Raw genomic sequence first — 21,554 nt, 5'->3', positions numbered from 1 at the left:
CTGCTGCAAACTTTATTCATATTACAAAAAATCCCGGAGAGAAAAATTCCCTGGGATTTTTTATGGATATTTTTTTAATATTCTATGTAGAACACTCTAGGATAATACATGACATTATTCCGGTTAAATTAGGACCTTATTAACAAACAAAAAAACGCAGCCGCGTTATTTGAAAACGTGACTGCGTCTGACATATATCCTCCACCCTTCAACAGAATGGTATTTTATACTTATCTCAAGCGGTCGAGCGAACGAACCAGTGCTTCATCCGCTCCGATATTACGGATAGCCAGATAATCCAGGATCAATGCGATTATCGGGAAAGAAAGAGCAATCTTCACACTCAGCGCTGCACCAGCCAGCTGATCTTTCAATATCCATACAAAGAAACCGAACAGGGCATAGAAACCCAGCATCAGGATTGCATTAAAGATACAAAGACGAATCTGAAGAATTCTTTTCTTAAATAAGAAGATCGTTATCAATGACAGAATGGAGATCACTGCCGTCAAAGCAAAAAGTCCCCAGGTCGGATAAACGAGTTCCGGTTCAGCAGCGATCGTGCTTACGCCTGTTGCATCAAAAGAGTAAAACTGGTCTCCCGCCTGCAACATGGCAAGAGGTAAAAACAATGTTGCGACCATTAAGGCCACGATAATAAGCAAGTAAACTGTTTGTATTCTTTGTAACATAATTCTTAAAGTTGACAGTTGACAGTTGACAAGTGACAGTTAAAGAGAGATAGGAAACGGACTAATAAAAATGGACAATTGCATTTTTATTAATTACAATTGCCCATTATATTTGGAACATTTCACTGTCAACGGTTACTTGTCGACCATCAACTCGTTAAAAGTTATTCTTTTCTTTAGCAGGGTTCTTATAGTAAACCTTACCTTCTTCATATTCCTGAGCAGCGATCAGAGTCGGCTTCGGAAGCTTTTCATAATAACGGGAGATCTCGATCTGCTCTCTGTTTTCGAAAACTTCTTCCAGGTTATCGTTATAAGAAGCAAATTCCTGAAGTTTCTTTTCCAGGTCCTGCTTCATTTCAACACTAATCTGGTTAGCCCGTTTTCCGATGATCATTACTGTTTCATATACATTTCCCGTGTCGGCTGACAACTTCATCATGTCACGGGTTACCGTATTCGAAGGGGCGCTAGACTTTCTGTAATCCATTTTACTTTATTGATTAAATAATATCGTTAATACGCATCTGTTATTCTCTTGCTGGCATAATCGTAGAACTTCTGTGCCTGTTTTACGTATTTGCCTTCCGGATATTCGTTCATGTAAGTGTAGTATTCATCCACTACCTCACGATAACGACCCTGCAACTTTTCTTCCACACTGGCAATAGCCTGTTCATACTTCGAACGCAAAACGTAGAACATAAACTCTTCCCTGTATTTGGAATAAGGATAGTTCTTCAAGGCATTCTCGGCAGTGATCACGGCAGACAAATAGTTATTGTCGCGCATGTAAGTACCCAGGTTATAATACAATCTTACAGCCAGTAATTCCTTGTAAGCCAGTTTCTCCTGCAATTCAAACATGATCTTCTGGGCTTCGGCGGCACGTTCGCTCTGCGGATAATACTCCAGATAGAGCTGCAACTGGTTAATAGCTTCATACGTCTGCGTCTGGTCTAACCGCGGATCGGGAGAGTCCAGATACAAACCATATCCCGAATAATAGCGGGCCAATTCCGTGTACTCGCCTTTCGGATAGGTGGTGTAATACGTATTAAAGTATTGCGAAGCCGTCTGATAATCTTTTTGTCCATAATAGCTCTGAGCCAGCAGGTACAAGGATTCTTCGGCATAAGCAGTTCCTTTAAAGATTGTAACCAGTTCATCCAGCAGGGTAGCAGACTTGTTGTATTGCTTTGCATTGAAATACTTCTTTGCATACGAATACTTCAACTCATAGTCCGTACTTTTCAATATCTTGTTATATTCCCCACAAGAGGATAACAAGACCGTAATCATCATCAATAAAAATACAACCTTTTTCATTCACATACTTTTAGCGCGCAAAGTTACATTTTTTATTGCAAAATAACGAAGCGCATAACGTTAATATTTACAACTTATATAAATCGCTGGCAGCAATAAGCTCCAGTTTGTTGGCTTTCAGAACCTCCGCACACTTCTCCACATTGTCGGGGCGGATGATCACATTAGCAGCCTCTCCTTGCGAGAAAGCATACATATATTCGACAAAGATACCTGCCGAGGTTATGATCTCCATCGCCTTCGCCAATGCACCGGGCTGGTTGGGGCAATGCAGGCACACCACATCAGCCACACTCACCGCATATAATTTTTCACGAAGTACCTGAATTGCTTTGTCTGTGTCCGACACGATCAGACGCAGGATACCAAAATCGGAATTCTCTGCCACCGTAAAGGCTGACATGTTCACTCCGGCTTCACCCAAAATCTTTGCCACTTCCGTAAAACGGCCTTTCTTGTTTTCAAGAAAGATAGATAATTGTTTAATTAGCATAGCACTTTACTATTTTTAGGGTTTTAAACTAACTTACGATTGTCGATCACGTGTTTTGCCTTACCCATACTGCGTTCAAGGCTACGCGGTTCCACAATCTTTATATCAGGCTGAATGCCGATCACGCTCTGCATACGGGCGGCGATCTTCTTTTTCAGCGCGATCATCTTGTTCATTTCATCCGAATAATAATCCGGTCGTACTTCCACCTGGATCTGGAAAGTATCGGTGTTGTTCACACGATCCACCACGATCAGGTAATGCGGTTCGAATTCCGGCATTTCCAGCAATACGGATTCTACCTGCGACGGGAATACGTTGACACCACGGATGATCATCATATCGTCGCTACGTCCGAGGATACGTCCCATACGGACAGCGGTACGGCCGCATTCGCACTTTTCATAGATCAGGTGTGTCAGGTCACGCGTACGGTAACGGATCATCGGCATGCCTTCCTTGGTCAGGGTGGTGAATACTAACTCGCCTTGTTCACCTTCAGGCACAGGTTGCAAAGTGACCGGATCGACGATTTCCGGGAAGAAATGGTCTTCCCACAGGTGGGTACCGTTCTGGCATTCGCATTCGCCACCGACACCGGGACCACAGATTTCTGTTAATCCGTAGATATCATATGCTTTAATATTCAGTTTCTGTTCCAGTTCCTTACGCATATTTTCCGTCCAGGGTTCCGCGCCGAACGCTCCTACCCTCAGTTGGAATTCTTCCAAAGGAATGCCCGAATTATGGATCGTTTCCGCCAGATACAGAGCATAAGAAGGTGTACAAGCCAGACCTTTCGCCCCAAAGTCGTGCATCAACTGAATCTGTTTCTGCGTGTTACCACTACTCATCGGGATTACGGTACCACCGATATTTTCTACACCTCCATGAGCACCCAGTCCACCGGTAAACAAACCGTATCCATAGGAAACCTGCACAGAGTCGTTCTTTGTAATGCCATAGGCCGTCAGACAGCGTGCCACCACTTCCGACCAGATCGACAAGTCCTTACGGGTATATCCCACAACAATGGGTTTTCCGGTCGTACCGGAAGAGGCATGCAAACGAACAATCTCGGACATCGGCACAGCCATCAATCCGAACGGGTAATTATCTCTTAAATCCTGCTTTACCGTAAACGGCAGCTTGGTAATATCTTCAATTGATTGAATATCATCCGGAGTAATACCCATCTCCTGCATTTTCTTGCGATAGAAAGGAGTATTATGATAAACGTGTTCGACAACCCGTTTCAACCGGATGCTCTGTAATTTCCGCATTTCTTCGCGGTCCATACATTCAATAGTTTCGTTCCAAATCATGGTATCAGTTTGTTATCATTTAATTGTTAGTAGTGTAAAACTGTCGCAAAGTAATAACTTTTTTACTAACTGACAATAAATAATAACGCCAAATCAATCGAGACTTACTTCCATAAGGATCAAATTTTCGTCTTCGTCCAATGATTTGGTTATCTCCAGCAGGTCTCCGCCCAGTTCGTTCTTTTCCATTGCTTCCAGCAAAGTAAAAGGATATAAGGTATAATAGAGCTTGTTATTATTGAAGACAAAGTTCATCATGTCGCCGTTCTGCCAGTCTTTATTTGTCAGCTTGACATGCGAGAAAGAGTTTTCTGCCACATTATATAAATAGAGTTCGTCACGCAGTTTCATTTGACCTTCATCTTTCAGGAAGACGGCGTTGACAAGCATTTGATTCGGAGTCAATGCCCGGATCTCGCAAGCGATCTTTCCATCTTTCTCTGTCGATAACGGCAGTTTGGTAAAGACAGGTTTCAGTTGGCGGTCGGGCGACAATTGATATAACGTATCGGCGGCCGGTTCGCTGATCAGGCATCCTCCGTCGCCGCAGGATAGCAGGTTTCTCATACGGTTCAGCAGAATAAAGGGACGTCCGTCGCGGGTAGTTACGATCATACTGCGATAACGATTGTCGGAGACGATAGGCAGACGTTCGATCTTCTTTCCGGTTTCCTTATCCATCAGGACATAAGGCTGGTTACTTGCTTCCGGATTATCATCTATTTTAGCGGTCTCACCTTCTTTCACAAAAAGAGCGCCTTTCATATCCAGAAAGACCATTGCATTTTCATCCAGCGATTCGATTACATCCATCTGCAAAGAATCCGGCAGACTGAAAGACCTTTTATAAGTCCCGTCCAAACCATAAACCTGCATCTGGGTTATTCCATCTAAAAAGAGTTCCTGGCGTTTTTCATCATACAGGATATGGCGTATTCGGGCGTATTCTTCACCACCTTGCCCCTTGCGGTTAAAATGGCTGATCATCTCGCCTTTCTTATTGAAACCGATCACGTCGCCGGTAGAAGATCCGATAAAGAACAACCCGGCTTCGCTGGGAATAAGTTTCATCTGGTCGCCCAGCAACACATTTTCAGGCGTTTGCAGACGGAAATAACGTACCTTTCCCAAATCCTGCAAAACGGCCTCCCTGTCCGGAATATCCGCACGAAAATCCAATACAGGCAACGGGCCTTCATTCTTTACTCCATTCTTACATCCATTCAGTCCCACAACCAACATCACCGCCACTGCACATAAACATATCCTTTTCATAATCCCTTTGAATTTAATACAACATAGCGCAAATAAAGAGATAATATTTCAAAGAAGCAAGGATATTACGACAAATCCGTAAAACATACATCACATTCGTAAAGCAAAGAAGATGAATGTATACATACCTGTATTTAACATTTCACATGGACTACTCCAAACCGCCGGGAGAAAAATGGTTCGTCCCTGTAAGACGCAAGACTGATAATATACGTACCTTTGCCCAACGATTAAAGATAGATTTCCGGACAAGATGAAACGAAACATACTTGCGCTATACATTATTAAACTATCCAAATGGTTCACCCTGGTCATGCCAATCATCGTGCTTTTCTATGAAGATCACGGACTGGGATTGCAGGATGTATTTATACTGAAGAGCGTTTATTCAATCGCAGCCGTGGCACTCGAGATACCCTCCGGATATCTGGCTGACGTGTGGGGACGACGCAAATGCCTCATACTCGGATGCATTCTTTTCTTTTTGGGATATCTCTGTTACTCCTTCACCTCTACCTTCGCCGCCTTTGTCATAGCCGAAATACTATTGGGAACAGGGCAAACGCTGGTCAACGGGGCAGACTCCGCCTTGCTGTACGATACGACAGTCCAATATAAGAAGGAAAACCTTTATCTGCGTTATGAAGGGCGTATCACCATGATCGGTAACTTTGCCGAAGCCATTGCCGGTATTTTCGGCGGATTGCTGGCGGCTTACTCGCTGCGTTATCCGTTTTATGCACAGGCACTGATTGCATTCAGCGGTATTCCGGCAGCCTTCGCCCTACAGGAACTGAATATTAAAAGTAAGGTGCAAAGCCCTGTACAGGAGATCGTACGGATCATCAGGTACTCGCTGGTCACTAATAAAAGGCTCTGCTACAACATTATGTTCTCAGGGATTATCGGAGCTGCCACACTCACCATGGCGTGGTTCGTACAACCTTACCTGATGTATATGAATACGCCCACTTCGTGGTTCGGCGTAATCTGGACGGTGCTGAACCTGACCGTAGGGATCGCCGCTCTTTATTCGGACCGTGTGGACAGCTATTTCGGTCCCAAAAAGATGGGCATTCTGATCCTGACATTCGTGGCAGGCGGTTACGTGGCACTCGCCTTCAACCTGACCTACGCAGGACTAGCCATCCTGTTCGTTTTTTATATCATAAGAGGCTTTGCCACCCCGATATTAAAAGGATACATCAACCAGATGACCTTTTCGGAGATGCGTGCCACCGTCCTTTCCATCCGTAACTTTATCATCCGCCTGATGTTTGCCGCCATCGCTCCATTCATCGGCTGGCTGAACGATATGTATTCGCTCAGGATCGCCTTACTGGCATCTGCCGCGATCATCATGGTACCGGGAGCCTTATTCCTCTGGCTGCAACTAATGGCAAAGACCGATAAAGAATAACAGGTGAACGATTTATAAAGATTTTATCCTATATTTGGGGAATATTTACTTATAATCATCTTAGATCATGAACACAGAGAAGACCACTCCCGTAACAGCCATCGTGTTGGGAGCCAGCGGAAGAGGAAAATTGTACGGCGATTATTCACTGGAGCACCCGGAAGATTTGCAAATCACCGGCATTGCCGAGTTGGTGGAACTGCGCCGCAACATATATGGTGACAAATACCATGTACCCCGGGAAAACCGTGTCGCCACCTGGGAAGAAATGCTCAGCCGTCCCAAGTTTGCCGATGCCGTCATTATCGCTACCCCCGACCATCTGCATTATGCCCCCTGTATGAAAGCGCTCGACCTGGGATATGATATCCTCCTTGAAAAACCGATCGCACAGACAGACGAGGAATGCCGTCGCCTGGTAGCCTATGCCAAAGAAAAAGGAAAGATCGTCGGTCTGACGCATGTGCTCCGTTACTCGCCTTATTTCGGAATGCTGAAAGAGATGGTGAGCAGCAAAGCGATCGGCGACCTGGTCAGCATCCAGCATTTCGAACCGATAGAACATGTACATATGAGCCATTCGTATGTGCGCGGAAGCTGGTGCAACGCAGAAGCGAGTACGCCGCTGGTCCTTGCCAAATCGAGTCATGACCTGGATATCCTCCACTGGATCATCGGCAAGCCTTGTAAGAAAGTGGTAGCCTTCGGTGACCTGGCGCATTTTAAGGCGGAAAACGCCCCCGAAGGTGCTCCGGCCCGTTGTACCGATGGTTGTCCGGCAGAAGCGACCTGTCCTTTCTCCGCCCTGAAAATCTACTACCGCGACCGCACCTGGCTATACGTATTCGACCTGCCGGAAGACCCGGACAAACAGGGCGACGTCATCCTCGAAAACCTGAAAACAGGACCGTATGGCAAATGCGTCTACCATTGCGAGAACAACCAGCCCGATCATTATATGATGCTGATGGAATTTGAAGGCGGCGTAACGGTCAACTTCTCGATAGAGGCTTTCACATCGTATGGCGGCCGCCGTACCCGTATCATGGGGACGCGTGGCGATATCGTCGGCGACATGGAAGAGTTCACCCACACCGACTTCGCCACCGGCGTTTCAAAAACATACAATGCCAATGCCGAAGACGCCCTCAACTACGAAGGCGTAGGCCACGGTGGCGGTGATGCCGGTATGATCCGCGACTGGATCCAAGCCATCCGCCGCCAGGATGCCAGCCTGATGAGCACACCACTCGACGAATCGCTGGAAAGCCATCTGATAGCCTTTGCGGCAGAAAGAAGCAGGAAAGAAGGGAAAGTGATAAGCCTTTAAAAGTCAGAGCCGTCCGCCGACCAGCTTATATCCGATCCCCCGTACATTCAATATTTTGATACGGGGGTCTTTCTCTAATTTATGGCGTAGTTTGGTGATAAATACATGCAGGCTGCGGGTATTGTAAAAACTGTCATTACCCCAGAGTTGCAGCAGGATATCCTTCGTATCGACCGGCAAAGTTCCGCTCTCGCAAAGAAGCCGCAACAACTCCGACTCCCTGAATGACAGTTCGATCTCCTCACCGCCGATCTGCAAAGTCTGGGTAGAGGGGTAAAAGGTGTAAAGTCCCAGTTCATGGTAAATAACGGCTACCGGTTCAGACTGGCTTTTCACTGTCAAAGCCTTCACCCGGGCAATCAGTTCACGGAGGCTGAAAGGCTTCCGCAGGTAATCGTTTGCCCCAAGCCCGAAACCGAACACGATATCGTCCACCGAAGAACGGGCACTCAGAAACAGTACGGGCACCTCCTTATCCATCCGGCGAATGCGGCGAACCATCTCAAAGCCGTCCACCTCCGGCATCATCACGTCGGCAATGATCAATGCGGGATGCTCCCTGAAATACTGTTCGAGCCCTTCCAGGCCGTCGCGGGCAATAGCAACTTCGTAACCTTCCTCTTCCAGGGCATCTTTTACAATCATTGCCAGAGAGACTTCGTCTTCTACTAATAGTATGTTCATAATCTCAGGTTATTGAGGTAATGTAATTATAAAACAGGTGCCTTTACCGGGTTCGCATTCCACTGTGATGCTCCCACCATGTTTCTCCACCATAGTCTTCACATAGAACAGTCCGATGCCATAGCCTTTCACCGGTGACTGACGGACAGAGGGTATGCGGTAGAACTTATCAAAAATATGGCGGCGGTATTCTTCGGGGATGCCAGGACCATTGTCCTGTACCCGTATCTGTGTCTTTCCCTCCGTCGCCACCGCCCGTATCGTTATTTCCGGTTCTTTATCCGCATATTTGATGGCATTATCCACCAGGTTGCTGATGATGCTGTACAAATGGATACGGTCTGCTCTCAACGTGATTTCCTCCGGCTGATACTCTGTCCGAATGCGGAAAGAGCGGGACGATTTTATCTTCTGTTGCTCCACGAGCCTGGCTATCAAATCATTCAAAGACAGTTTTTCTATCACCAGACGGATATCTTTCCGTTTCTCTAAACTGAGCGAAAGGATTTGTTCCACCATCCCGCCCAGGCGTTCCAGTTCCTCATGGCAAAGGTGCAGATATTTATCAGCCTTTTCTCTATTATCCAGCAGGTTATAATGGATAATAGATTCAATGGCGGCATACGAAATGGCGATCGGTGTTTTCAGTTCATGAGTAACGTTATGCGTGAAATCATCTTTCAACTGTTCCACCGTCTTCTGATGGAATAGAAACCAAATCATATAGGCAAACGATAAAGCAAGAATCAGCAGAATCAGGAAAGAAGAAACCAGAATCCCCGTCATACCAGCCAGCGAAGCCATGCGGGTGGATTCCACATAGACATAGAAAGCTCTTGGAGTAAAAGTAGTGTATTTCCAGGTATACAGGTGATAGCGTGACAAATCTTCTCCTTCAGGGACGGAAGTGGCAATGACCGTGCTGTCGATAAGCAGACGTATCTCCGTGAAATGGCGGAGGTTCAGGTTCTTTTCCCGTAGATTAACTGTCAGCAGGCTATCGAACTTTGCTATATTAACAGGAGAGATCGTGTCGATGATTTCATGAAGGCTACGCTGCATCTGTAAACCCAGCTCACCCAATGACTTGAAATCGTCGCCCACTTTGACAGAGTAGCTTTGCAGGACTTTCTTCATATCCTCATCTACTCCGCTTGCATAAGAGAGAGACGCCTTCTTCTCTATGATGCTGACCGGTTGAATGACCGAATCTTTATCTGAAAAACGGGTAGTCAGGGCAACTCCTCCCCGATCATCGGCCTGCGATATCGTTACCCGTTGCTTATTCGTCTTTTTGCTGATAAAGTCAGCACGACTAAACAGTTCGACATGGTCGGCATTGCGGATAGCCTGCATAATGTACTCCCTGTTCTGCTGTTGCAGGGAATGGTATAATCCGTTTATCCAGAACAACTGGTAGACGAAGATTCCCGACAAAGACAGAATAACCAAGAGAATGATATACTTGAACGATGATTTCATGCAAACAAATATAAGGAATCTCCGCCATGCAACTTCCCGCTTTAAATCAAAATAACACAGTTTTCGCCGAATGTTATTTAGTCTTACCAAATGAAAGCCTTTTTTGGTAATCACTGGCGTCCTCCCTACCTTTCGTATAAAAACAAAAGGCCATGAAAAGAATCTATTACTTATTACCGATAGCCGGCTTACTCTCGCTTCCCACACAAATGCTGGCACAAAAACAGACTGGTAGCGAAACCATCCTGGTCAACGACAGCATCACGTTGAACCTGCCGGAAGTATTCGTCAAAGCAGAACGGCCGCTGGTAAAGGTGGCCGACGGAAAACTGCAATACGACATTCCCAACCTGATGAAAAGCAAACCGGTGGATAATGCATTCGATATCTTGGGGGAACTACCGGGAGTAGGCAAGAACGGCGACAATATCTCTCTGCTCGGTACCTCGGAAACCACCATCATCATCAACGGCCGGAAAAGTTCAATGACATCGGAACAGTTGGCCGACATGCTGAAAGCAACTCCTTCGTCCAAGGTAAAAAAGATAGAAGTGATGTACAGCACTCCACCTCAATACGGCGTAAGGGGCGCATCGATCAATGTGGTTATTGAGAACGACCGGAGCCTGGCGGATATCCTGAAAGGAGAAATATCGCTGACAGGAAAACAGGCCTGGTATTTTTCTCCTACAGCACTGATGAATCTGTCCTATACCGGAAAGAAGTATGCCGCCGACCTCTCCTACTCGGCCAATTACCGTCACGGACGTTCGACAGAAGATATGCATGCAGAACCGACCGTGAACGGTACAAAATACGATATTCTGCAAAAGAACTGGTCGGAAAACAAAGGCATCTCCCATAACCTGCGGGGTGCCTTCGAATATGATTTCAGCAATAAAGACAAGCTGTCGGCCTCCTATACAGGAAAATATGTACAAGACAAGCCAGTATCCCTGAGGGGCGGACAGACTGATTTCAAGGGTATCGAAACCGTTAATACGGCCAGCCGGACTACAGGTCCTTCGTTTCTGCATAGCACACGGATCGACTACAACGGACATAAAAACCTGAATGCCGGCATCGACTACACCTTCTACAAAGATAAATCCTTGCAGGACCTGGTTAATAATTTTGAAGACAGCAACGACCAGGACAGACGCAACGAGAGCAAGCAAAAATCACAACGAGCTAATATATATATCAACCACTTCGTTGTCGTAGGAGAAGGATGGAAGATTTCTTACGGGGCAGAAGCCTCCTTATCGGGGACGACCAATGAGGCTTCCGCCCTTCTGAATAATGAAAAAGAAAGCGAAGGGACCTTCTATATGAAACAAAAAGAACATTCGGCGGGTATATTCGGCGGTTTCTCCCGTTCGTTCGGAAAGAAATTCACGCTGAATGCTTCGCTGGCTGTCCGTTATTACAAGGCTTCAGTTGATTCTGCCGGAAAGAAGGGTACGTTATGGGATCAGGCAGACTTGTTTCCGTCGCTTTCCGCCGTTTACCGGATCAACCGTTCGAATATGTTACAGTTCTCATTGTCGAGTAACAGAAAATATCCTTCCTATTGGGCAACAACTCCCAATACCTATTATATGAATATCTACAGCGTGATAAAAGGTAATCCGCAGTTGAAACCGGAACTGAACTATTCGATGCAACTGACATATGTCATAAAGAATAAATATGTACTGGGGGCTTTCGCTAACTTCCAACCCGACAAGATACAGCAGATGTCGTATCAGCAACACGACCGTCTGCAATCGGTCTTCCATTCCATCAACCTGGATACGCATACGATGTACGGACTGATGGCCGTTGTTCCTTTTCGTGCCGGCGAAGTGCTCAGTTCGCGACTGACGCTGATGGGGTTCAGCATCCACGACAAAGGCACGCTGGTCGATATCAGCTTCGACAGGAAGAAGTTGTTCGGGCGGGCAATGCTGACAAATACGATCTTTCTGACGCGCGACAAGAACCTTTCGCTCGACATCAGCGGCGATTACAGTTCGCCGGCGATCCAGGGCATTTACGACATCGATCCCCTGTATAGCCTCGATGCCGCACTGGTATGGACACTCCCCAAAAAGAGACTTCGCCTGACGCTTAAAGGCTCTGACCTGCTAAATAGCCAGAAACCTCTCACCCATATCGACGAACAAGGACAGAAGAGCCGGATGGAGTTGTTCCAGGATATACGCTCCGTCTCCCTGACACTCCGTTACAGCTTCGGCGGCTACAAAGAGAAAAAGGTGAAATCCGTAGATACTTCGCGGTTCGGAACTTAATAAGATGCAGTTTTGATTATCCGGCAAGTGAATAATCAGCCGGATAATCAAAACAATCTTTTAAACTATACAAATTTAAGTGCTGTTTCATTGATTCTTTTACTCAAATCCAGTAAAGCTGCTGCAAAGCGTTTCCGTTCATCTTCTGTAAACCGAGCTGGTTTTCCGTTCACTTTATTACCGTTTAAACGTTGATAAAGCCAGGTTTTACTTTTACCAAAATACTCTTTCGCAATATAACTCAACGATAAAGCATTCGCAACGTCTCCTAACTCCAATGCCAACTTAACATCCTGTAATTCTGACTTTATAGCCTTCAACCCTTTTTCTGTAGCTTCAGTAAAAATCATTTTCTCATCGCCCGGCATCGCTTCTATCTTCTGTGCCCGCTTTTCCTGAAACATCGCACGTTCTTTGGGCGTCATGTTTTTAAACAGTTCAAAATCGGCCTGCATATCTGCTGTAGGTAAGAATTTAGATAATTCAAATAATAATTTCAGGTTCTCTTTCTGTCGGATAAGCTCCTCCTTCTCTTCTTTTGTCATAGCTAAGATTTTCTATATTAATACTGATTTATTTGATTTTACAAAAGTAATAATCCTTGAATCATTCTGCAATAATCCAAGGATTATTTTTATAGAATTAATGTAACGGTATCCCTGCCGGAACAATCGAAACCGCTTCCTCTTTCTCCAACGTCAGCATAAGAAGGCCATTCTTCACCGGCACTGCGGATTGTTTCAATGTCGAACCATTCATAGTTATGGAATATATATCCACTGAGCTGACTTTTTCCCAACCTTCCGGCATCCGCCAGCTGCGGTTATCGTAACCTTCTGCGGAATAGGCGATGATCTCGTTTTCATTCCAAAGAGCTGGAACAAATAGATTATCGTTCTCACGCAGGATAAAATCGCCTTTGCGGATGGTGTTCTTTCCATCTTCCACACGGGCTACGACACCATCACTGTAATACAATGCGTCATCGATAAAAGCAGCACGTTCGAGACGACTCAGATAATACCAGGGCAACGTCATCGTACAGAACTGAGACAGGAAACCGGGAAGATTATCCTTGTCTTTCTGAAAAATCTCTTCACCTTGCATACTGGAACCGAAACGAAAATCTCCTTGTCCGTCCCGATGTGTCCGTCCCCTTGCCGATAACCGTTCGGGGACTTCCATCTGGAAGTTTATATCCGCCGGAAACCACCACGACATAGGTTGCAAACCGACAAAACCTTCTCCCGCCGGATGAGCCCAGAAAATACCTTCACCGGTAACATCGAACCCTTTTTCGCGCCAGTATTTAAATATCTTCCGCTGTGTTTCTACCTCTTTATACATATCAATCCCTCCGTTCTCCGGTTTGGCATGCCAAGGACTTAACGGACGGTTTTCCGGTTGCCAGTAAGCCATAAAAGCGTCGATATGAATGGTATGGCCTTCCTTTAGTTCGGGAACCATCCCGATCAGGTTGTCGATACGTTTTTTGGCGAAGCCTTTCTCCCACTCTTTCGTATAGCTCAGATGATAAGCTCTATGTCCTTTGACATATTCCCAGATGGATTTCAGGTTTCCATTGACATCACGTGCAATAATATCATTTTTGATATAAGTATCCCAAAGAGGACTTTCCTCGAAAGCATCGACCATATTAATGTGCAGACTGATAGTCGTATTATAAGCACGTGCTTCACGGATCAGCCAACGGAGACTTTCGAGAGCTGTAGCATCTTCTTCGCGTTTCAGCTTAGGGTTGACGACGCTCCAGTCGGGATAAAGATGATCATGACCACCACGCTGCCAACCGACCAGGTAAATGATCTTCGGGATACCGCGTGTCAGATTATCCACTCGTTTCACCACATCGAGCGCCTGAGCGAATGTACAAAGGCATGACGGGTCTTCTTTTTGGAAAATCACGTTGTTCGGATCAGGTTCATTCAGTTCGCCATCGTACCCCATAAAAAGTTTCAACACCAGGGTCTGGTGGTAATCACGATAATAAGGGGCAACAACGACTCTCTTTTTCGCCTGATAAGTGGCACCGTCTTTCTGATAGACGGCAGTCACTTCAGCCAGTCCGCCATCCTTCGGGATTAACTGATCACCGGATAAAGCGACAACCTCGACATTTCCACTGGCACTGACTGTACGTACGGATAAAGCGATATCGGATAAGGAGAAATCGGATGTCTTTCCATTAGAATAATGACCGGTAACACGAAGGGTTCCCTTTTCTCCGGGATTACGTACCGGATTCAGAGTTTCTTTATCCAATTGGATAGAGATCTCCTCTAGTTTGTTCTGTGTACAACAAGACAGACAAAACAGAATTGTAAGTACATACAAAGATATTTTCATATGTAAATAAATTGCGCTCCCTATCTCAAGAGAGCCGTTTAAACCATTAATAAATTGATTTTTTTAGAGTTCAGACAAAACAAAAGAGAGCACTTGTATAGATACAAATGCGGTTGGCTATTATCTTTGGGCATTTTATAATTTTACAACAGCTAAGAAAAAAAATTTCATACACGCGTTAAAGGACTCGCAGTCTTGACCGCTTAGCAGTTGAGATCAGTTTCATGAGCGACCTCTTGCTGTTTCTTACGACAACAAGCCAGTAAAAATCGACCTTCTCTATGTTTTTAACCTACTTCTGGGATTGGACCATCATCACGGCTGATTTTAACTTTATAGCCAAGTGCTTCCAGCTCTTTCTTCAAGTAATTTTTCCGTTTCTGCTCCATCCTTTGGTTGAGATATTCCGCACCGAGTTCCTTATACTCACAAGCCTCTTTCAGTACATGCCATACCGATTTCAGGATCGAGTGTCCTACTGCTACTAAAGCCCTCTTTTTCCCTCGACGGGCGGCTAAACGGTGATAACGTGCACTGTAAAAGGTGTTCTTGGTACGGGTGGCTGCCCACGCAGCCTCCGTGATTACGGCTTTCAACTGTTTGTTGCCATGGGTGGTTCTACCACTTTTTTTTTACCTGCGCTCTCGTTATTGCCTGGACAGACACCGGCCCACGAAGCCAGGTGCTTTTCGGTTGGAAAGGCTTCCATATCCACACCTATCTCTGCTATCAGGTCTTCAACCGTTTTCCGGCTAAGTCCGGGGATCTTCTGCAAGAGTTCCATCACATTCTCATAAGGAGATAAAACCTCTTTTATACGGCAGGTAAGGTCAGCTATGATGGCTTTCGTCTGTTCCATATCTTTACGGATGGTCTGCAACATATAGATGTGATGCGGTTCTATAAAGCCTTCACAAGCCTGATAAAGAAGTTCCGGACTGGCTTCAAGTTTTTTATGATAGATGCAAGTTATCTCATCCATTGTTACATGACCCTTATCGATCAACATATCTATCAGCTTGTTCGCCACGACTCCGTCCAGGCTGCACACCACGCTGGAAAGTTTGATGTTACAATCTTCCAGGATACGAACAATACGGTTTTTCTCAGAAGATACATGCTGGATCAACTTGTTACGGTAACGGGTTAAATCACGAAGCTCACGTTGTTCACGCTCCGGGATATAACTCGGTTTCAACAAACCTGCTAAAAGCAGTTTGCAAATCCAGGCACTATCCTTTTTATCCGTTTTGTGCCCGGGAACATACTTGATGTGCCGTGCGTTCACGATCCAGACTTTCATATCTGGACATTCAAGAATCTTATAAACCGGCTTCCAGTAAACACCGGTACTTTCCATGGCTACATGCGTAATGCCACTGGATAATAACCATTCTTTTAATTCTGTCAAAGAACTACTGAAGGTCTTGTAACTGCGGGTTTCAGTTTTGAGACCTTCGCCACTTATCGTAGCAACTACCATGTCCTTGTGGACATCTATTCCACAACCCCGGAGGATGACTTGTTCAAAAGGTACTGTTTTCATTGCATTCGTTTTTTCGAGTGAATGACACTAAAGTAAACAATACCCCCCTATTTACATTCTCTTGGACGAAATTTATTTCATGGATGTTTCATGATAAAATTCAAACTTTATGAATCGGGTGCAAAATAATAGTCATTCACTCAAAAGGATCAGCCATCCGCGTTTCGGATCGACAGGAATCAGATCGGTCGGCGTAAACTCCCGTGCTTTCTGAAAATTGGTAATATCCGGAGCCTGCATACGGACAGACGACGGATTCAGGCCTAATTGTTTCCAGTCGATATTCAGTTTAACCTGCTTCTTCGTACTGGAATAATTACCGATCGACAGCAGTGTCTTGCCTTTATTCACGTACGTCGTTACTTTCACATCTTTATCCGAAACGGTCACAACCGGATTCTTTTCCCAGAAGCCGATCATCTGCGCATCCATGATCCCGAATTCATCCCACAGCTTCCAAACATGCCGCGGATTACCAACAACACCTTCAGTATACCAAGGCAAACGATTCGTCATGCCATATTGCATTCCTAACCATTGGTTACCTCCACCATGCAACATATCCCCCATTAAGCCGAAAGGAAGACCGGAGACTTCTACCAGCCAGTTTGCCGGAGACATTTCGTTATACATGAAACTTTCGCCAAACCATACCTTGTCCACGTAAGGGAAGTACTCTGTATACTGGGTAGCCGGTCCACGTGAGAAACCAGTATTCGAATGCAAGTCGATAATACAACCCGGCTTCACCTCTTCCATCGCATGACGCATCCGTTTCAGCATGTCACGGCCGAAAGCGACATCATCCAGATACAACCCATCGATGCCGGTATACTGCACTAACCATGCCAATCCTTCCACATAGTAATTGTACCAACGTGAATCGCCTGTAGCCGTCAAGACAGATGCATCGGCAATGACACCTCTTTTCTCTCCTTTATCAAAATGCTGGTACCACTGAGGAGTATAATCGGTCACATAATGTTCGCGACACCAAGGGAAACCGCCCCCGTTACCGCCTTGCAAGATTTCATCGCCCAAGCTGCGCAATGCCCAGATTTCCGGGACAACATTGGTCAACTCGCGGATGGTATAATACAACTTCACCTTACAACCCTTGCCATGCCATTCATCCGCAAAAGCCTTGATGGAATCGGCTGTCATGAACGGGTAATTAATGAACGGATTCAGGTCGTTGGCATGATGTACGTTGATGATCTTTATACTCGTCTCCACATCTTTGGCCTCCGGTCTGGGAGTACCCCCATTATGGTAATACCGGTTGGTAAACTGGCTGCGGCTATTTACTTTCTTTACCGGGGTGAGCAGCAAAGAAAAATCGAACGTCAAGTCTTCGCCGGTTTTGAGAGTACGCGCACCGCTGTATGCCGTCGCCGTTGTCAGGTTACCGTTACGGTTGATACGGAAACCGCCTTTGCCGTTGTTATACCAGCTTTCGGGATAAGCCGGACGATAAAGATTCAACAGCGGACCGGTATAACTAGCCCCGCGCAATTCGCAATGGATACCAGCTTTTTCGGAACCGCACCAGAAACTGTCGAAAGGCCACAGCCACGAAGCTCCTTTGTTGGTCGGGATGGAAACGGCAAAATCGTGTACCGTCTTTCCTTGATTATCCCACCCTCCGGAATAATTAGCCGGGGTTTCCTGCCCAGGCAAACCAAATCCCATGAAATAAGAGGAGGCTTCGCTTTTCATCGGTATCTCAAGACGGATGTCTTCAATCTGCAATTCTTTTTTAGGAGTGATGGTATAGACATAGTTCATCCAGCCGTCAAACTCCATCGTGCCTGTACAAGCCAGTGCCAAGTCATCGTCTTCCGCCTTCCAGGTACCCGATATTTTTCCTTCGGATCGCCCCGTCAGATCGATCGTCCCGTTCAACTTCTTTTCTCCCGAAGCTGTACGGATGACAAAGCGCACGGGAGAAGCCAACACTTCCTGTCCCCACGAGTCGATAGACGACGGCAGGGCGGTCTGCCTGTCGAAAGACACCTCACGCCCCAGGCAGGAAACACGGTTGTCGGTCAACGACATGGCCGTGTAGCCTTCGGTCGGTTTGTCACTGATTCCCCGGGTTGAGTTGAGCCAGCGCAGACGGCTATGACGCCAAAGTTCGCCATCGCCACGGTCTGCCAGCATTTTACCGGACACTTTCAGTTCTATTTCTACAGGAACAGCATATCCTGTTTCATCTTTTAAAGTAACGATGCCTTTATACGTACCACTGGGTTGGTCTGCTTTCAGATCCACCCCGAACCATAATGGTTGAACGGCATCCGGAGCTACACTCACCTTTTTGGTAAACGGTTTTCCTTTCGGATTTACTCCATTTATATTGAAGCAAGTAATCGCTTCCGCCGGAATCAGGTTGTTTCCACTTTTCAAGCCGGATGTTTCATAAGTAACACTCTTCAATTCGTCTTTTGCAGCCCACACACCTAACTGGAAGGTGTAATATTCGTTCGGTTGGGCTTTCCCGGTAAACGACGTTTGCAATGGACTTTGCAACCATTTATAAGGAACATCCGCTTTCATACGTATAGGCAATGAGCGGTCTTCCGGGAAGACGAGGAAGCGTCCGGGATTGGCTTGCCGGTAACTCTCTTTCTCACTGGCCGAAGCTGTAACTTCCATCGGATAGAAACTGTCGAACTGCGTACGCGATTCTACACGGACGATCGTAGCTTCCGGAAGTTGCCCGGCAGAAGATCCGGACGACGTAACGGCCAGCCATTGCCGGTCAGGTGCCTCTTCCTTCGGATAATATCCCCGGTGATAATTACCATGTCCTTCCTGTACCAGGTAAGGCAGGTAATAAAAGAAATAAGTGCCTTTCTTTTTGACAGGGCCAAACAGAAGCTCACATTGTTCGTTATTGACTTCCAGTCGCTGGATGTTGGGGATCGTATCTCCCGTCTCTGCATCGACAATCAGAAAACGACGGTTCTCCACCTCCTTATCGGGGCGCCGCCAGTCGAAGGATAGCTTGACCGCTTCAGCCGGAGCGTCAACCGCCAGTACGGCACGATGGTTACCCAAAGCTTCGTTCCACGGAGTCTCAGCCACTGCATACGTGTAGGGTGCCAGTGCTGTATCCTGGCAACAACCAATCCCTATATAGACAAATAATGCATACAATAATAAATGTTTCATGAAGTTAGAATTTTAAGATATTAAAAACCAGATTTATTACGCCCGGTAGAAGGGATTACCGATACTGCTTCATCCGGCTCGAGCGACAGGCGGACACATCCGTCGGCACATACTTCACTGCTTTTATAAAAGATACCGGAAGGTGTTATCTTATAAATATCCACGCTTTGCACGTCCGACCAGTCGGGTGGCAATTGCCAAGACTTGCCGGTATACCCTTTTACAGAGTAGGCCATATATTCCCGTTCGCCACGCCAAAGGACCGGCATGAAAAGGTCATCCTTATCCCTCAACACCTGTCCATGGTGGATGATGGTAGAATCTTTCAGCGAAACAACCAGGTCGTCGTTGTAGTAAACGAGACGATTTCCGCCTTTCCCTACCAACTTTTCCCGCTTGTAACGGTTCAGGTAAACATAGGGCAGCGTTCCCGTATAGAACTGGTAACGGTATTTATCTATCCAGTTGACATCGGGCAAAGATCCGTTTTCCAAATTACCGAAACAATCTTCACCGCGTCCGCTCATACCAAACAGAAAGCCCAGTTGGAGCTGTTCTTTGGTCAGATCAGGAAATTGCTTGGCAAAAAGATAAGAAGCACCGCCGGTTGTCATGTAAGCCGGATATTTCATATAATCGCTTTCAGTCGCTTCAAACCACAAATACCACGGACTTACACCGATAAACAAGTCTTTTCCTTCCCGCAAGCGGTTAAAACTCTCATGGGTTACATCAATACCTCTACTTCTAAAATACCGGAATATTCTTCGCTGATAGTTTTCTTCTTCCGCCCACGAAATCTTTTCATAAGGATTGTCACGCACAAAGAAAGCATCTATCATAATCGATCCGGCTTCCTGAATAAAAGGCAATAGTTCCAACAAAGCATCAATCCTCTTTACTGCATAGCCGCTCTCCCACTCGTTCTTATAACAGACCTGATAGGCTTTACGGTTATTCCAAACTCCAATCTGCATCGGTGTTCCATCCGTATTCCGGGAAATAAAACCTTTGGACAGATATTCTTCCCAAAGGGGACTGTCCTTATATGCATCCGTCATATTCACATGGACGCTAATATAAGTATTATATTTCCTCGCTTCTTTCGCCAGCCACAACAATGATTCACGTCCGGTGGCATCGCATTCCCTTTTCAAGTGATTATTCACTTCAAACCAGGCAGGATACTTATCGTCATGCCCGTTATATTGCCATCCGACCAGATACAATGTCTTCGGAAGTCCTCTCGTTACAGCATCCATCTGTTTAACCAAAGACAAGACCTGCTCGAAGGTATAACAAAGCACTGGGTCTCCCTTTTCATCCGGATAAGACAACATGATCTTCATTACTTGCATCTGATGGTACGGATGCATATAAGGTTGTTCGGGACGCATCGTTTTCGTCCAGTCGTATTTCTCTCCGGTGATATTCCGCCAGGATTCGTTCGAAATTCCCTGGGAAAATAATGAATGGTTAACGAACAAACATACAAAACACAAGAACCAAAAATGAGTTTTCATCATCTTCTTCATTTTTACATTAGTACATTATAGAAAAGGCTGTCCGATCTATATAGAGACACGGACAGCCTCAGGATTTCAGATCTAAGGGTATAAATATAGTTACTTATTTAAAGCAGTAACTTGAATTGTCCAATCTTTTTTCGTACCATTAGCAGCTGTCACCACATATCTGCGTGTAGTAGAAAAATCACCTGGAGTACCTAATGTCGGAGCTCCGTCCTGCGGAGCTATAACCGCAGCCGTAGAAAGATTGAATTTCCCCACAAGATTAGTCAGTGCTACCGTATTGCGAATCGCTTCGGTAAAAGGACCGTCGGCCGCAGGAACCGTAACCGTACAAGTGATCGTTCCGGCTTCCGTATTGATAACCTTATCACCGACCGTCAAGGTTACCACCTTTACCACCGGTTCACCATCAATCCATACATCAGTCACATCTTTATAACGAAAGTCAAACTTCACATCCGTGATATTTGCTTCCTCAAATGCCGGCAGGTCGTCCAAATTGCCTTTCAGGCAAGAAGAACAAACTAACGCAAACATTAACAACAGACTACTCTTTATCAATTTTATCATATTCTTTTTCATACTTCATTTGTATTAATGATTAATCA

At 45.8% G+C, this 21,554-nt stretch carries 18 protein-coding genes; 3 read left to right on the top strand and 15 right to left on the bottom strand.

Annotated features, from left to right (window positions below; genetic code table 11):
• Positions 1 to 230: 230 nt before the first annotated feature.
• The 6 genes from C825_RS12820 to C825_RS12795 form a co-directional block, all read right to left on the bottom strand.
• Entirely contained in the window at positions 231 to 692 is a 462-nt protein-coding gene (locus C825_RS12820) for a DUF4293 domain-containing protein (RefSeq protein ID WP_007658143.1), read from the bottom strand.
• A 157-nt stretch (positions 693 to 849) separates the two neighbouring features.
• Positions 850 to 1,182 (bottom strand): DNA-directed RNA polymerase subunit omega, encoded by a 333-nt coding sequence (locus C825_RS12815; RefSeq protein WP_007658146.1) that lies wholly within the window; start codon positions 1,180 to 1,182, stop codon positions 850 to 852.
• A gap of 26 nt (positions 1,183 to 1,208) precedes the next feature.
• Positions 1,209 to 2,021, bottom strand: a complete 813-nt coding sequence (locus C825_RS12810; RefSeq protein ID WP_007658148.1) for an outer membrane protein assembly factor BamD — start codon at positions 2,019 to 2,021, stop codon at positions 1,209 to 1,211.
• Between the two features lie 67 nt (positions 2,022 to 2,088).
• Positions 2,089 to 2,514 (bottom strand): ACT domain-containing protein, encoded by a 426-nt coding sequence (locus tag C825_RS12805; RefSeq protein WP_007658150.1) that lies wholly within the window; start codon positions 2,512 to 2,514, stop codon positions 2,089 to 2,091.
• A gap of 23 nt (positions 2,515 to 2,537) precedes the next feature.
• On the bottom strand, positions 2,538 to 3,839 hold the full coding sequence (locus tag C825_RS12800) for a phenylacetate--CoA ligase family protein (protein ID WP_010802745.1): 1,302 nt from the start codon (positions 3,837 to 3,839) through the stop codon (positions 2,538 to 2,540).
• A 93-nt stretch (positions 3,840 to 3,932) separates the two neighbouring features.
• The gene (locus tag C825_RS12795; RefSeq protein ID WP_010802744.1) at positions 3,933 to 5,114 is read right to left on the bottom strand and encodes a DUF4934 domain-containing protein; all 1,182 of its coding nucleotides are present in this window, start codon (positions 5,112 to 5,114) and stop codon (positions 3,933 to 3,935) included.
• Positions 5,115 to 5,367: 253 nt separating this feature from the next.
• Here C825_RS12795 and C825_RS12790 point away from each other — a divergent pair, with 253 nt between their 5' ends.
• Positions 5,368 to 6,534, top strand: a complete 1,167-nt coding sequence (locus C825_RS12790) for an MFS transporter (protein WP_010802743.1) — start codon at positions 5,368 to 5,370, stop codon at positions 6,532 to 6,534.
• Between the two features lie 67 nt (positions 6,535 to 6,601).
• Positions 6,602 to 7,864: a Gfo/Idh/MocA family protein gene (locus C825_RS12785; RefSeq protein ID WP_010802742.1), complete on the top strand. Its 1,263-nt coding sequence runs from the start codon at positions 6,602 to 6,604 to the stop codon at positions 7,862 to 7,864.
• 3 nt (positions 7,865 to 7,867) lie between these two features.
• Here the strand turns inward: C825_RS12785 and C825_RS12780 are convergent, their stop codons facing one another.
• Together C825_RS12780 and C825_RS12775 are read right to left on the bottom strand one after the other, a co-directional pair.
• Positions 7,868 to 8,548: a response regulator transcription factor gene (locus C825_RS12780; RefSeq protein WP_010802741.1), complete on the bottom strand. Its 681-nt coding sequence runs from the start codon at positions 8,546 to 8,548 to the stop codon at positions 7,868 to 7,870.
• A gap of 9 nt (positions 8,549 to 8,557) precedes the next feature.
• A complete protein-coding gene (locus tag C825_RS12775) occupies positions 8,558 to 10,030 on the bottom strand; it encodes a sensor histidine kinase (RefSeq protein WP_010802740.1) in 1,473 nt (490 codons plus the stop codon).
• Positions 10,031 to 10,182: 152 nt separating this feature from the next.
• Between C825_RS12775 and C825_RS12770 the strand changes: the two genes are divergently transcribed.
• Complete coding sequence (locus tag C825_RS12770) at positions 10,183 to 12,324, top strand: outer membrane beta-barrel family protein (RefSeq protein ID WP_010802739.1); 2,142 nt, start codon at positions 10,183 to 10,185, stop codon at positions 12,322 to 12,324.
• 65 nt (positions 12,325 to 12,389) lie between these two features.
• Here C825_RS12770 and C825_RS12765 read toward each other — a convergent pair whose 3' ends face one another.
• The 7 genes from C825_RS12765 to C825_RS12735 form a co-directional block, all read right to left on the bottom strand.
• Positions 12,390 to 12,869, bottom strand: coding sequence for a DUF5053 domain-containing protein (locus C825_RS12765; RefSeq protein ID WP_007658162.1), 480 nt, complete (start codon positions 12,867 to 12,869; stop codon positions 12,390 to 12,392).
• Between the two features lie 97 nt (positions 12,870 to 12,966).
• On the bottom strand, positions 12,967 to 14,691 hold the full coding sequence (locus tag C825_RS12760; protein ID WP_010802738.1) for an endo-alpha-N-acetylgalactosaminidase family protein: 1,725 nt from the start codon (positions 14,689 to 14,691) through the stop codon (positions 12,967 to 12,969).
• 287 nt (positions 14,692 to 14,978) lie between these two features.
• A complete protein-coding gene (locus C825_RS12755) occupies positions 14,979 to 15,287 on the bottom strand; it encodes a hypothetical protein (RefSeq protein ID WP_007657317.1) in 309 nt (102 codons plus the stop codon).
• On the bottom strand, positions 15,284 to 16,237 hold the full coding sequence (locus tag C825_RS12750; RefSeq protein WP_010800331.1) for an IS110 family RNA-guided transposase: 954 nt from the start codon (positions 16,235 to 16,237) through the stop codon (positions 15,284 to 15,286). Before C825_RS12750 ends, C825_RS12755 begins: the two co-directional genes overlap by 4 nt.
• Before the next feature lie 132 nt (positions 16,238 to 16,369).
• A complete protein-coding gene (locus C825_RS12745; protein ID WP_010802737.1) occupies positions 16,370 to 19,414 on the bottom strand; it encodes a glycoside hydrolase domain-containing protein in 3,045 nt (1,014 codons plus the stop codon).
• A gap of 20 nt (positions 19,415 to 19,434) precedes the next feature.
• Positions 19,435 to 20,940, bottom strand: a complete 1,506-nt coding sequence (locus C825_RS12740) for an endo-alpha-N-acetylgalactosaminidase family protein (protein ID WP_228100108.1) — start codon at positions 20,938 to 20,940, stop codon at positions 19,435 to 19,437.
• Between the two features lie 99 nt (positions 20,941 to 21,039).
• Positions 21,040 to 21,528 (bottom strand): DUF5018-related domain-containing protein, encoded by a 489-nt coding sequence (locus tag C825_RS12735; protein WP_010802735.1) that lies wholly within the window; start codon positions 21,526 to 21,528, stop codon positions 21,040 to 21,042.
• Positions 21,529 to 21,554: the final 26 nt, after the last annotated feature.

Source organism: Parabacteroides sp. ASF519 (assembly GCF_000364265.2).
Lineage (GTDB): Bacteria > Bacteroidota > Bacteroidia > Bacteroidales > Tannerellaceae > Parabacteroides > Parabacteroides goldsteinii.
The sequence above is the reverse complement of the archived record's forward strand: the minus strand, read 5'-3'. Positions and strand labels throughout refer to the sequence as shown.